Origin of the sequence: Kitasatospora sp. NPDC088783, from assembly GCF_044750705.1 — a bacterium.
GTDB classification, from domain to species: domain Bacteria; phylum Actinomycetota; class Actinomycetes; order Streptomycetales; family Streptomycetaceae; genus Kitasatospora; species Kitasatospora fiedleri.
In genome coordinates this window covers 138607-152120 of the sequence record NZ_JBIVKJ010000008.1, presented here as the reverse complement: position 1 = coordinate 152120, position 13514 = coordinate 138607, and the positions used below count along the sequence as shown (strand labels likewise).

10 protein-coding genes are annotated in these 13514 nt (G+C 75.3%); 9 read left to right on the top strand and 1 reads right to left on the bottom strand.

Annotated elements, in window-relative coordinates:
- Nucleotides 1-97: 97 nt before the first annotated feature.
- On the top strand, nt 98-1099 hold the full coding sequence (locus ACIP60_RS22830) for a LysR family transcriptional regulator (RefSeq protein WP_400687240.1): 1002 nt from the start codon (nt 98-100) through the stop codon (nt 1097-1099).
- Nucleotides 1100-1256: 157 nt separating this feature from the next.
- On the opposite strand, the gene ACIP60_RS22825 is transcribed toward ACIP60_RS22830, so the two are convergent.
- Complete coding sequence (locus tag ACIP60_RS22825; protein ID WP_400687238.1) at nt 1257-1583, bottom strand: WhiB family transcriptional regulator; 327 nt, start codon at nt 1581-1583, stop codon at nt 1257-1259.
- Nucleotides 1584-2118: 535 nt separating this feature from the next.
- Here ACIP60_RS22825 and ACIP60_RS22820 point away from each other — a divergent pair.
- The 8 genes from ACIP60_RS22820 to ACIP60_RS22785 all read left to right on the top strand — a co-directional run bounded on the left by ACIP60_RS22820 (nt 2119) and on the right by ACIP60_RS22785 (nt 13512).
- The gene (locus tag ACIP60_RS22820) at nt 2119-2730 is read left to right on the top strand and encodes a response regulator transcription factor (protein WP_014136228.1); all 612 of its coding nucleotides are present in this window, start codon (nt 2119-2121) and stop codon (nt 2728-2730) included.
- A gap of 195 nt (nt 2731-2925) precedes the next feature.
- Nucleotides 2926-3648 (top strand): RNA polymerase sigma factor ShbA, encoded by a 723-nt coding sequence (gene shbA, locus ACIP60_RS22815; protein WP_400687236.1) that lies wholly within the window; start codon nt 2926-2928, stop codon nt 3646-3648.
- A 302-nt stretch (nt 3649-3950) separates the two neighbouring features.
- Nucleotides 3951-5453, top strand: coding sequence for an IMP dehydrogenase (gene guaB / locus ACIP60_RS22810; protein ID WP_400687234.1), 1503 nt, complete (start codon nt 3951-3953; stop codon nt 5451-5453).
- 175 nt (nt 5454-5628) lie between these two features.
- Entirely contained in the window at nt 5629-6747 is a 1119-nt protein-coding gene (locus ACIP60_RS22805; RefSeq protein WP_100837866.1) for a GuaB3 family IMP dehydrogenase-related protein, read from the top strand.
- A gap of 254 nt (nt 6748-7001) precedes the next feature.
- Nucleotides 7002-8714 carry a serine/threonine-protein kinase gene (locus ACIP60_RS22800; RefSeq protein WP_400687231.1) on the top strand — a complete coding sequence of 571 codons (1713 nt, stop codon included), beginning with the start codon at nt 7002-7004 and terminating at the stop codon, nt 8712-8714.
- A gap of 215 nt (nt 8715-8929) precedes the next feature.
- Nucleotides 8930-10009, top strand: coding sequence for a protein kinase (locus ACIP60_RS22795; protein WP_400687229.1), 1080 nt, complete (start codon nt 8930-8932; stop codon nt 10007-10009).
- A 156-nt stretch (nt 10010-10165) separates the two neighbouring features.
- Nucleotides 10166-11830 (top strand): serine/threonine-protein kinase, encoded by a 1665-nt coding sequence (locus ACIP60_RS22790; protein ID WP_400687227.1) that lies wholly within the window; start codon nt 10166-10168, stop codon nt 11828-11830.
- Nucleotides 11831-11904: 74 nt separating this feature from the next.
- Complete coding sequence (locus ACIP60_RS22785) at nt 11905-13512, top strand: succinic semialdehyde dehydrogenase (protein ID WP_400687225.1); 1608 nt, start codon at nt 11905-11907, stop codon at nt 13510-13512.
- The last annotated feature ends 2 nt before the right edge of the window (nt 13513-13514 follow it).

Below are 13514 nucleotides of genomic sequence, written 5' to 3'. Positions count from 1 at the left end.
CCCCGCACCCCCGTGGTGCGCGGCCCGGACCGCCGGGACCTCGCGCCCCTGCTTTCGCGTTCCCGGCGCACTTCGCGCCTCCCCTACAGTTGACGGCGTGATCGAAGCCCGCCACCTCCGCGTCCTGCACGCCGTCGCCCGGACCGGGTCGTTCTCCGCCGCCGCGCGGGAGCTGGGGTGCACGCAGCCCGCGGTGAGCCAGCAGATGAAGGCGCTGGAGAAGGCGGTGGACACCCCGCTGGTGGTGCGGTCGGGGCGGGAGATGCAGCTGAGCGAGGCCGGGCGGGTGCTGCTGCGGCACGCGGACGGCATCCTCGCGGGGCTCTCGGCCGCCGAGGAGGAGGTCGCGGCGATCGCCGGGCTGCGGGCGGGGCGGGTGCGGCTGGTCTCGTTCCCGACGGCCAGTTCGACCCTGGTGCCGCGGTCGGTGGCCCAGGTGCGGGCGGCCCACCCGGGGGTGCGGGTCTCGCTGGTGGAGGCGGAGCCGACCCAGGCGCTGGCGATGCTGCGCGGCGGCGAGTGCGAGGTCGCGCTGGCCTTCCGCTACCCGGACTCGCAGGGCGGGCTGAGCCTGCCGTCCCCGCACGCGACGCTGCGCGAGGCGCGGGCCGAGGCGGCGCTGGAGGCGGCGGCGACGGCGGCCGCGAACGACTGGTCCGAGCTGGTGGTGCGCCCGCTGCTGGACGATCCGCTGGTGGGCCTCGTCCCGGCGGGCCACCCGCTGGGGGGCCGGGGCGAGGGCGACCCGGTGGACCTGGCGGAGCTGGCGGCCGAGCAGTGGATCGCGGGCTGCCCGCAGTGCCGGGGCCACCTGGTGGAGCTGTGCGCGGACGCGGGCTTCGCGCCGGCCATCGAGTTCGCCACGGACGACTACCCGGCGGTGGTGGGCCTGGTCGGCGCGGGCCTGGGGGTGGCGGTGCTGCCGGGGCTGGCGCTGGAGTCGGTGCGGCACCCGGGGGTGGCGGCCGTACCGGTGCGGGTGGCCTCGGGCGAGCCGGCCCGGCGCGAGGTGGTGGCGCTGACCCTGCCGGACCTGGCGGAGGTCCCGGCGGTGGCGCTGATGCTGGACCAGCTCGCGGCGTCGGCCGCGGCCCGCTGAGCGCGGCACCGACCGGGGACGGGCGGGCGACGCGTCAGGGTGGCGCGGCCGGGGACGCGGGCCGCGGCGGCGGGGACGGCCGCTGCGGTGCGGGGGACCGGCGGGGGCACCGGCGGGGGAGCGGCGACGGACCGGGACCGGCGGGAGCGGCGGCGGATCAGCGGCGGACGGTCTGCGGCATCGCCAGCGGGACCTCGGCCAGCCGGTTGCGGGAGCGGCCGAGCAGCTCCTCGCGTTCGTCCTCGGTCATGCCGCCCCAGACCCCGTAGGGCTCGCGGACGGCGAGGGCGTGGGCCGCGCACTTGACGCGCACCGGGCAGCGCATGCAGACCTCCTTGGCGCTCGTCTCGCGCGAGGTCCGGGCCGCGCCGCGTTCGCCCTCGGGGTGGAAGAACAGTGAGCTGTCGACGCCGCGGCAGGCGGCGGAGAGCTGCCAGTCCCAGAGGTCTGCGTTGGGGCCGGGGAGGCGGGAGAAATCTGCCATGGCTCATTCCCTTCATGGCTCGGGACCCGGCGGCCGGCCGCGACTGTCGCGGCGAGGCGGCACCGGGCCGGTACGGACACCTGGAAATATGACTTACGCCCACTACACCGACAAGTCACCCACAGTCCGACGAATCAGTCAATGACCTGACAGAAGCTATAAAAACGGACAAAAGGGGCAAGAGGTTTGAACCCGGATGCTGCGTCGATCGGGTGTCCCGCCGGGCGCGGAGCGCCTCCGGAGGGCGCGCGCGGCGCGGGCACCGCGCGCGAGCTGCACAAAAGTGCGGCGTGTGCACCGCGAGGTGGCTCTTGCGTGATGGGTTGGCCACGTACAGTGGTGGAGATGGACGTGAAGCCGTAACTCATTCGAGTGACGGTCGTTGGATGTGCGGAGGCGGTCAGAGGGCGCAGGACATCGGGACCGGTCGCGCAGCGAGGCGATCGGAACGGGTCCGTCCCGGGGCCGTGTCGGAGAGGTTCGTACCAGCCAGGAGGCTCAACGTGACGCGGATCTGCTGCGGAGGACGACGGTCATGACATCCGTACTCGTCTGCGACGATTCCCCGCTCGCCCGGGAGGCGCTTCGCCGCGCGGTGGCGACCGTGCCCGGCGTGGACCGGGTGACCACTGCGACGAACGGTGAGGAGGTCCTCCGCCGCTGGGTGGCCGACCGTTCCGATCTCGTTCTGATGGACGTCCGGATGCCCGGCCTCGGCGGGGTGGAGACGGTCCGCCGGCTGCTGTCGGCCGACCCGGGCGCCCGGATCATCATGCTCACCGTCGCCGAGGACCTGGACGGCGTGGCCCTCGCGGTCGCCGCCGGGGCCCGCGGCTACCTGCACAAGGACGCCTCGCGCGCCGAGCTGCGGGCCACCGTCACCCAGGCGCTGGCCGACCCGACCTGGCGCCTGGCGCCGCGCCGGCTCCGCAGCCCGGACATGGGCGCCGCGCCGACCCTGACGGCCCGTGAGATCCAGGTGCTGGAGGGGATGAGCCACGGCCGCTCCAACGCCGAGATCGGCCGCGAGCTGTTCCTGTCCGAGGACACCGTGAAGACGCACGCCAGGCGGCTGTTCAAGAAGTTGGGCGCCTCGGACCGCGCGCACGCGGTGGCGCTGGGCTTCCGTTGGGGCCTGGTCCGCTGAGCGGACGCGCGAACTGCGCTCGCTCGGACGTGTGACGTTGTGGTCCCGAGGCTGCACCATGGAGTAGTGGAGCACCTCGGGGACCAGCGGACAGGCAGGGGAGGCGGCACGGTGCACGCGGCGACGGATAACGTTCCGATGCACAAGTCCGGACGCGGTGCCGCGTTTTCCGGCCCGACCAGGCACCATGGACCGATGCGTGACGACGAGGAGGCCGCCGGGCCCGACCCGGTGCAGCCCGCCCCCGGGGGTGCGGCTGCCGATCCGTCGTCGGCACCGGGCGGTCCGTTGACCGGACCCGACGGCCCGTCGGGAGCGGCGGCCCGCCCGCCCGTGCTCGGCGCGGGGACGTCGCCCGAGGTGGCCGAACTGGTCGCGGCGGCGGTCCGCGGCGACGGCCCGGCGATCGAGGCGCTGCTCGGCTACGTGCTCCCGCTGGCGCTGCGCTACTGCCGCGGCCGGCTGGTCCGGCTGCCCGGCGGGGCCCGGCACCACGTGGACGACGTGGCCCAGGAGGTGTGCGTCGCGGTGCTCTGCGCGCTGCCCCGCTACCGGGACACCGGGCGCCCGTTCGAGGCCTTCGTGTACGGGATCGCCGCGCACAAGATCGCCGACCTGCAGCGGGCCGCGATGCGCGGGCCCGGCTCGACGGTGATCCCGCCGGACGACCTGCCGGAGACGCCGGACGACTCGCTCGGCCCCGAGGAGCGGGCGCTGCTCTCCAGCGACGCCGAGTGGATCAAGGAGCTGCTGTCCTACCTGCCGGCCCGCCAGCGCGAGCTGGTGCTGCTGCGGGTGGCGGACGGGCTGTCGGCGGAGGAGACCGGCGAGGTGCTCGGGATGTCCCCGGGCGCGGTGCGGGTGGCCCAGCACCGGGCGCTGTCCCGGCTGCGGGCGCTGGCGGAGGAGAGCGGCTGAACCCCGGCCGGTCCTTCCGGTCCTCCCCCCCCCGGCCCGTCGGCCGGTGTGCCCGTCCGTGCTGCTGGACGCGCGTGGACCGCGCGGAATGAAGCGCGGCCGGGCGGGCGTTGTCAAGAGGGCGCGACGACCTACCCCGCGTCACCAGTACCATGGGGTATCGGCGCCTGGTCGGGTCGCCAAAGTTTCTCCGGTGCGCGCGGGGCCCCTTCGGAGGTTCCTCCAGCGCGCCGGGCGTCTTGGCGGCCGGTGACAGCCGGGCGCCCGTGCGCAGAACGACGGCCCGCCACGGAAGGTTCCCCATGTCTTACAACGCCGCCGGCGTACCCGAGAAGTTCGCGATGCTCGGACTCACGTACGACGACGTCCTGCTGCTGCCCGGGGCCTCCGAGGTGCTGCCCAACCAGGTGGACACCTCCTCGCGGATCTCCCGGAACGTGCGGGTCAACATCCCGCTGCTGTCCGCGGCGATGGACAAGGTCACCGAGTCCCGGATGGCGATCGCGATGGCCCGCCAGGGCGGCGTCGGCGTCCTGCACCGCAACCTCTCGATCGAGGACCAGGTCAACCAGGTCGACCTGGTGAAGCGGTCCGAGTCCGGCATGGTCACCGACCCGATCACGGTCGGCCCGGAGGCGACGCTGGCCGAGGCGGACGCGCTGTGCGCCCGGTTCCGGATCTCCGGCGTGCCGGTGGCCACGGCCGAGGGCAAGCTGCTGGGCATCGTCACCAACCGCGACATGGCCTTCGAGACCGACCGCAGCCGCAAGGTCGCCGACATCATGACGCCGATGCCGCTGATCACCGGCAAGGTCGGCATCTCCGGCGAGGACGCGGTCGGGCTGCTGCGCCGCCACAAGATCGAGAAGCTGCCGCTGGTCGACGACGAGGGCCGGATCAAGGGCCTGATCACCGTCAAGGACTTCGTCAAGGCCGAGAAGTACCCGAACGCCGCCAAGGACGCCGAGGGCCGGCTGCTGGTGGGCGCCGCCGTCGGCGCCTCCGCCGAGGCCTTCGACCGCGCCCAGGCGCTGGTCGGCGCGGGCGTGGACTTCCTGGTCGTCGACACCTCGCACGGGCACTCGCACAACGCGCTGTCCTGGATCTCCAAGATCAAGTCCGCCGTGCCGGTGGACGTGGTCGGCGGCAACGTCGCCACCCGGGACGGCGCGCAGGCGCTGCTGGACGCCGGCGTGGACGGCGTGAAGGTCGGCGTCGGCCCCGGCTCGATCTGCACCACCCGCGTGGTCGCCGGCGTCGGCGTCCCGCAGGTCACCGCGATCTACGAGGCCGCGCAGGCCTGCCAGGACGCGGGCGTCCCGATCATCGGCGACGGCGGCCTCCAGTACTCCGGCGACATCGGCAAGGCGCTGTGCGCCGGCGCCGACACCGTGATGCTCGGCTCGCTGCTGGCCGGCTGCGAGGAGTCGCCCGGCGAGCTGCTCTTCATCAACGGCAAGCAGTTCAAGTCGTACCGCGGCATGGGCTCGCTGGGCGCGATGCAGACCCGCGGCCAGGCGAAGTCCTTCTCCAAGGACCGCTACTTCCAGGCCGAGGTCTCCTCGGACGAGAAGCTGATCGCCGAGGGCATCGAGGGCCAGGTGCCCTACCGCGGCCCGCTCTCCGCGGTGCTGTTCCAGCTGATCGGCGGCCTGCGGCAGACCATGGGGTACGTGGGCGCGGCGAGCATCGAGGAGATGCAGACCAAGGGCCGGTTCGTCCGGATCACCTCGGCGGGCCTCAAGGAGAGCCACCCGCACGACATCCAGATGACCGTCGAGGCGCCGAACTACAACGCGCGCTGAGACGCCTCCGCCGTACGGGACCCGCCCGGGCCGCAGCTGACGCGGCCCGGGCGGGTCCCCGCCGTCCGGGGGAGCGGGTGCGCCCCTGGCGGGGCCGGTGGGGAGGGTGCGGGATACTTGGGGGCGTGGCCGGGGGGACCCGGTCGGGAGATGGAAAGCAGCAGAAGGGCTCGAAGTGACTGAGATCGAGATCGGGCGAGGCAAGCGCGGCCGCCGGGCGTACTCCTTCGACGACATCGCCGTCGTCCCCAGCCGCCGTACGCGTGACCCGAAGGAGGTCTCGATCGCTTGGCAGATCGACGCCTACCGTTTCGAACTGCCGTTCCTGGCCGCGCCGATGGACAGCGTGGTGTCGCCGGAGCAGGCGATCGCGATCGGGCAGCTGGGCGGCCTGGGCGTGCTGAACCTGGAGGGGCTGTGGACGCGGTACGAGGACCCGCGCCCGCTGCTGGCGGAGATCGCCGCCATCCCCGACGAGGCGGTGGCGACCCGGCGCCTGCAGGAGGTGTACGCGGAGCCGATCAAGGCCGAGCTGATCAAGGAGCGGATCAAGGAGGTCCGTGACTCGGGCGTGGTGACCGCCGCGGCGCTCTCGCCGCAGCGCACCGCCGAGTTCTCCAAGGCCGTGGTGGACGCCGGGGTCGACGTGTTCGTGATCCGCGGCACCACGGTGTCGGCCGAGCACGTCTCGGGCGCGGCCGAGCCGCTCAACCTCAAGCAGTTCATCTACGAGCTCGACGTCCCGGTGATCGTCGGCGGCTGCGCCACCTACACCGCCGCGCTGCACCTGATGCGGACCGGCGCGGCCGGCGTGCTGGTCGGCTTCGGCGGCGGCGCCGCGCACACCACCCGGGGCGTGCTGGGCATCCAGGTGCCGATGGCCACCGCCGTCGCCGACGTCGCGGCCGCCCGCCGCGACTACATGGACGAGTCCGGCGGCCGGTACGTGCACGTGATCGCGGACGGCGGCGTCGGCTACAGCGGCGACATCCCCAAGGCCGTGGCCTGCGGCGCGGACGCGGTGATGATCGGCGCCGCGCTGGCCCGCGCCACCGACGCCCCCGGCCAGGGCTACCACTGGGGCATGGAGGCCGTCCACGAGGAGCTGCCGCGCGGCAAGCGGGTGCACCTGGGCACCGTCGGCACCACCGAGCAGATCCTGACCGGTCCGTCGCACACCCCCGACGGCACCATGAACCTGTTCGGCGCGCTGCGCCGGGCGATGGCCACCACCGGCTACACCGAGCTCAAGGAGTTCCAGCGGGTCGAGGTCACGGTCAACCCCGCCCGGTGACACCCCGCTGACGGACCGTCAGCAGACCGGAGGGCCCCCGCCGCAACCGGCGGGGGCCCTCCGCCGTCCTTACGCCACGGGCGCGCCGGGACGGCCGCCGGGGGCCGGGCGCGGGGGCGGGTGGCCGGGCCGGGGCCGGACAGGGGATGATGGGGGCTCCGGCCTGCGACCGCCGCCCTCGGCGGTCCGACACGCCGTCAGGTCACGGCCGGGGCACCCGCCGAGGGCCGCGACACCATGGGGAGAGCGCACCGATGACGCAGCCGCAGGAACCGACCGGCCGACTGCTGGCGGACCGCTACCGGCTCGGCGAGGTGCTCGGGCGCGGCGGCATGGGCACCGTCTGGCGGGCCGAGGACGAGATGCTGGGCCGGATCGTCGCGGTCAAGGAACTCCGGATGACCGGCACCGTCGACGAGATCGAGAAACACCGGCTGGTCGTCCGCACCCTGCGCGAGGCCAAGGCCACCGCCCGGATCCGGCACACCTCGGCCGTCACCGTCTTCGACGTGGTCGAGGAGGACGACCGGCCGTGGATCGTGATGGAACTCGTCGCCGGCCGCTCGCTGGCCGACGTGGTCGCCGAGGACGGCCCGCTCGCCCCCGAACGGGCCGCGAGGATCGCCCTCGACCTGCTCGGGGTGCTGGGCGCCGCGCACCGCCAGGGCATCCTGCACCGGGACGTGAAGCCGTCCAACGTGCTGATCGGCGAGGACGGGCGCACCGTGCTCACCGACTTCGGCATCGCCAGCGTCGAGGGCGACACCTCCATCACCTCCACCGGCATGCTGGTCGGCGCCCCCTCCTACATCGCCCCCGAGCGGGCCCGCGGCAAGCTGCCCGGTCCGCCCTCCGACCTGTGGTCGCTGGGCGGCACGCTGTACGCGATGGTCGAGGGCGTCCCGCCGTACGACCGGGGCGACGCGCTGGCCACCCTCACCGCCGTGATGACCGAGCCGCTGCCCGAGCCGCGCAACGCCGGGCCGCTGCGGGGCGTCATCGAGGGGCTGCTGGAGAAGGACCCGGCCCGGCGGATGGACGCCGACACCGCCCGGCCGCTGCTCGAACTGATCGCCGCCGGGAAGCCGCTGCCCGAGGCCGAGACGGTGGCCGTCCCGGCGCCCCCGGCCCCCGATCCGTCCGCGGCTCCCTCCTCGTCCCCGGCCGGGTCCGGGTCCGGGCCGGGGACGCCGACGGCGACGGCGACGGCGACGGAACCGCTCCGGACGGGCGGGACGCCGCCCGCGGGCGGGCCGTTCGGCTCGCGGCGGCGGGCGCTGCTGGCCGGGGCGGCGGTGGTCGCCGCGCTCGCGCTGATCGCGGCGCTGGTGGTGTTCTGGCCCCGGGGCGACGGGGACGGCGGGAGGGACGGCGCCGTCGCCGCCACCGCCGCGGACGGGGCCGCGGCGTCCGCGAGCCCGTCGGCGGCGGCGAGCCCGTCGGCCTCCGCGCAGGCCGCGGACCCGAGCTCCGCGCCGCCCGCCGCGGAGCCGTCGCCGCTGCCGTCGGCCGGGCAGATACCCGCCGGGTACCGGGTGTACAAGGACCCGTCCGGGTTCAGCATCGCGCTGCCCGAGTGGATGGCGGACCAGGGGCCGGACTACCGGGCCACCAGCCGCCGCTTCGAGGGTCGCGGGCTGCGGCTGGTCGTCGACTGGCAGAGCCCCGCCGGGGCGAGCGCGCTGAAGGACTGGCAGGAGTCCGACCGCAACGCGAAGATGACCGACTACCGCCGGGTCAGGGTGGAGGCCGTCGCCTACCGGGACTGGACCAACGCCGCCGACTGGGAGTGGACGTACACCGGCAAGTCCGGCACCCTGCTGCACTCGCTCAACCGCGGCTTCGTCACCGGCAACGGCAAGTACGGCTACGCGATCTACTGGACCATGCCCGAGGAGGACTGGTCGGCCCCGGACGGCTCGCTGGCCCGGCGGATCTCCTTCGAGAGCTTCCAGCCCGCGCCGTAGCCGGCGCGGTGGCCGACGCCGCGGCGCGCGGCGCGCCCGGCGGGGGCGGGGTGTTCCGGGCGGGCCGCGGCCGCGGCGGGGGCGGCTCCGGGTGGGCTGACCGGGGGTGCGGCGGTGCGGGGGCGGCTCCCGGCGGGGGCGGAAAGCGCGCACCGGGCGGTGGCGGGGGCGGAGGGGAGCCGTACGCTGGCGGGACGACGGCGTGAGGAACAGACATGCGAGCGGCCCCGGGGCAACTGGTGGCCGGGCGGTACCGGGTGACGGACCGTCCGGAGGGTGAGGTCGGTGTTCTCGCGGTGGACGTCCACAGCGGGGCGCGGGTGCGGCTGTTCGGGCTGGAGCTGCCCGAACTGCTGGTGCCGGGGCACCCGGTGGGGGCGCCCGCCCCGTCGTACGGGCCGCGGCTGACCGCCCGGGTCGCGCAGGTCTCGGCGGCGGCGACGGCGCACCCGCGGCTGCTGCGGGGGCTCGCGGCGGGCCCCGAGGACGAGGTGCTGTGGGTCGCCGAGGAGGCGGTGCCCGGGGTGCCGCTGGAGCGGCTGGCGGGCAACGGCCCGGTCTCGCCGTACCGGGTGGCCGAGATCGGCGCGGACCTGGCGGGCGCGCTGCGGTCCGTGCACGAGGCCGGGCTGACGCACGGGAACCTGACGCTGCGCACGGTGCTGGTCTGCGAGGACGGCGCGGCGATGCTGGGCGGTCTGCTGCTGGGCGCCGCCGAGGAGGAGCTGTGCGCGGCGCTGGGCGGCGAGGTGCCGCGCCGGGTGTACGAGACCCGGGCGCTGATGCTCGGACCGCTCGCCGAGCGCTGGGCGATCGACGCGGGCGCCCCCGCCGACACCTGGGCGCTGGGCGTGCTGCTGTACCGGCTGCTGACCGGCCACGGCCCGTACCCGGAGGACGACCTGCCGACGCTGCTGGCGGCCGTCCGGGACGGGCGGCACCACCCGGCGGACGGCTGCGGGCCGCTGCGGCCGCTGGTCGAGCGGCTGCTGCGGCCGGACGCCGCGGCCCGGCCGGACGCGGTCGCCGTGCAGCGGGAGTTGCGCGAGCTGCTGTCGTTCGCGCCCGAACCGGGCCGGGACGGCCCGCCCGACCCGCTGCTGCCGGTGCCCCGGCCGGAGGCCGGTCCGCTGGTGCCGCACCCGCGCGGGCGGCGCCCGGCGCGGTCGACGGACCGTCAGGGCCCGGCGCGTCCGCCGCGGGTGCCGCCGAAGCTGCTCGGGCCGCTGGTGCTGGGCGGCGTGCTGGTGCTGCTGTGCGCGGCGGTCGCGGTGATCGTCGCGGTCGCGGGCTGAGAGCGGGCGGTCACCGTGCGATTCCGAGCCCGGGCCGCGATTCCCGGGGCGCGCCGGGCAGCCTAGGCTTGCCTTCGAACCGCCGGTGCGAGCCGGCACACGGTCTGCCAGGACCCCGTCCGACCGGCGGTGGGGGGAATCGAAGGGGGGACGGTCATGGGCGCACAGGACCAGTCGACGGGCCGTCTGCTGGCCGGGCGTTACGCGCTCGGCGAGCGTCTGGGGCGCGGCGGGATGGGGACCGTCTGGCGCGCCAGGGACGAGATGCTGGACCGGGAGGTGGCCGTCAAGGAGCTGACGGTCAGCCACCTCTCGGAGGAGGACCTGGAGATCCTCCAGTCCCGGATGAAGCGCGAGGCCCGGGCCGCCGCCCGGATCAAGCACCCGGGCGTGATCACCATCCACGACGTGCTGGAGCAGGACGGCCGGCCGTGGATCGTCATGGAGCTGGTGGACGGCCGCGCGCTGTCCGACGTGATCAGCCAGGACGGCGCCCTGACGCCCCGGGAGGCCGCCACCGTCGGCCTCCAGGTGCTGGCCGCCCTGCACCGCGGCCACCAGCTGGGGGTGCTGCACCGCGACGTCAAGCCCGCCAACGTGCTGCTGGAGCACGGCACCGGGCGGGCCGTGCTGCTCGACTTCGGCATCGCCAAGTTCGAGGGCGCGATGGACATCACCCGTCCGGGCGACCTGGTCGGCTCGCCCGACTACCTGGCCCCGGAGCGCGCCCAGGGCCAGCGCCCCGGCCCGGCCTCCGACCTGTGGGCGCTGGGCGCGACGCTGTACCACGCGGTGGAGGGCGAGTCCCCGTTCCGCCGGGACAACCCGCTCAGCACGCTCACCGCGGTGGTCGACGAGCCGCTGCCCGAACCGCGCCGGGCCGCCGGGCTCGGGCCGGTGCTGGCCGCGCTGATGGCCAAGGACCCGGCCGAGCGGCCCGGCGCCGACGAGATCGGCCGGATGCTGCGCGAGGTCGCCGACGGGCACACCGTCAGCCTCCGGGTCCCCGACCAGCCCGGGGCGTCGCGGCTGCCCACCCAGGTGGTCCCGGTCGTCGACCGGACCGCGCAGGCCGCCCCCGACCCGGCGGACGGGGCGTCCGGGGCGGGCACCGAGGCGGGCCGGACCGCGGCCCAGCCGCCCGTCCCGGACCCGGCCGCCGCTCCGGCCCAGGCGCCGGCCCCCGCCCCGGCGCCCCGGCGGCGCGGGCGGGCGCTGCTGTGGACGCTGGTCGGCGTGCTGCTGCTGGCCGGGGCCGGCGGTGGCGCGTACTACGTCCACCAGCACCGGCAGGGGACGGTCGCGGCGCCCGACCCGACCCCGTCCGGCGACAACCCGCTGACCGGCGAGAGCCCGCTGCCCAGCGGCGCGCCCGCGCCCCCCGGGTACGTCTGGAAGGACGACCCGGCCGGGTTCCGCTTCCTGCTGCCCACCAACGGGACCTGGGAGCGCAGCGAGCACGACGGCGGGCAGATCTACTACACGCCCGACAACCAGGAGCACTTCCTGCTGTTCGCGGTGTCGGTCGGCCAGGCCCTCGCCCCGAAGGACCACTTCCTGGAGATGGAGGGCTCGCTCGCCAAGAGCCTCAAGGACTACCAGCGCACCACCCTCGACACCGTCAAGATCAAGGGCCAGGAGGCGGCGGCGTGGGAGTTCGCCTTCGGCGCGAAGGACGCCCGCCGGCACGCCAAGGAGGTCGAGTTCCGGCGCGCGGACGGGACGGCGTTCATGGTGTACGTGTCGGGGCCGGAGAAGGACTGGCGCGACAGCCTGCGGCAGTTCACCACCGTGCTGAACAACTTCACGCCGACCATCTGACCGGAATCCGACACGCCGCCTTTTGGTGTTACCGGCGGGTACACAAGACGGGTTCCAGGGCCTAGGCTGCCCGCATGACGGAGAGCACGATCCAGGGCCGGCGCAACCCCGCGGCGAAGGGTGCGGCGCGCGGCGTCGCATCGGCGGTGCCGGCCGCGCTGGTGGCGCGGCTGGCCAAGGGCGTGACGGCGTCCGGCGGGAAGACCGCCGAGACGCTCGCGCCGCTGACCGGCGAGGCGCTGGCCGCGCTGCCGGTCTCCTCGGAGGCGGACGTCGAGCGGGCGTTCGACCAGGCCAGGCGGGCCCAGCCCGCCTGGGCCGCGCTGTCGGTGCGGCACCGGGCGGGCGTCCTGCTCCGCTTCCACGACCTGCTGCTCAAGCGGCAGGACGAGGTGCTGGACCTCGTCCAGGCGGAGACCGGCAAGGCCCGGCTGCACGCCTTCGAGGAGGTGATGGCCGTCGCCTCGGCGGCCCGGCACTACGGCCGCGCCGCCCGCTCCTACCTGCGCGACCGCCGCCGCGGCGGCGCCGTGCCCGGCCTGACCAGCGCCGTGGAGGCCCGCCGCCCCAAGGGCGTGGTCGGCCAGATCTCGCCGTGGAACTACCCGCTGGAGCTGTCGGTCGGCGACGCGCTGCCCGCCCTGGTCGCCGGCAACGCGGTGGTCAACAAGCCGGACACCCAGACCGCGCTGACCGCCCTGTGGGCCCGCGAGCTGTTCGTCGAGGCCGGACTGCCCCCGCAGGTCTGGCAGATCGTGCTCGGCGACGGCCCCGTGGTCGGCCCGCAGGTGGTCGAGCGCGCCGACTACGTCGCCTTCACCGGCTCCACCCGCACCGGCCGCGACGTCGCCCGGCGGGCCGCCGAGCGGCTGGTCGGCGCCTCGCTGGAACTCGGCGGCAAGAACGCCATGCTGGTGCTCGCCGACGCCGACCTGGACCGGGCCGCCGCCGGCGCCGTCCGGGCCTGCTTCTCCTCGGCCGGACAGCTGTGCATCTCCATCGAACGGCTCTTCGTGCACCGCTCGGTCGCCGACGCCTTCCTGGCGAAGTTCGCCGAGAGGACCGCCGCGCTGCGGCTGGGCGGCGGCCTCGCCTACGGCGCCGACATGGGCTCGCTGGTCTCCGCCCGCCAGCTGGAGACCGTCACCCGGCACGTCGAGGAGGCCGTCAAGGCCGGCGCGGAGGTGCTGGCCGGCGGGCAGGCCCGGCCCGACCTGGGCCCGCTGTTCTACGAGCCCACCATCCTGGACGGCGTCACCCCCGAGATGGCGGTCTGCGCCGAGGAGACCTTCGGCCCGGTCGTCTCGGTCTACCGCTTCGACACCGAGGACGAGGCCGTCGCCGCCGCCAACGCCACCCCCTACGGCCTCAACTCCAGCGTCTGGACCAGGGACACCGGCCGCGGCCGCCGGGTCGCCGCCCGGCTGCGCACCGGCACCGTCAACGTCAACGAGGCGTACGCCGCCGCGTACGGCTCGGTGGCCTCGCCGATGGGCGGCATGGGCGACTCCGGACTGGGCCGGCGGCACGGCGCCGAGGGCATCCTGCGCTACACCGAGGCGCAGACCGTCGCCGTGCAGCGGCTGCTGCCGATCGGCCCGTCGCTGGGCATGGACGACCGGAAGTTCGCCGAGTTCTTCACCACCGGCCTGAAGGTCATGAAGGCCCTCCGGCTGAAGTAGCA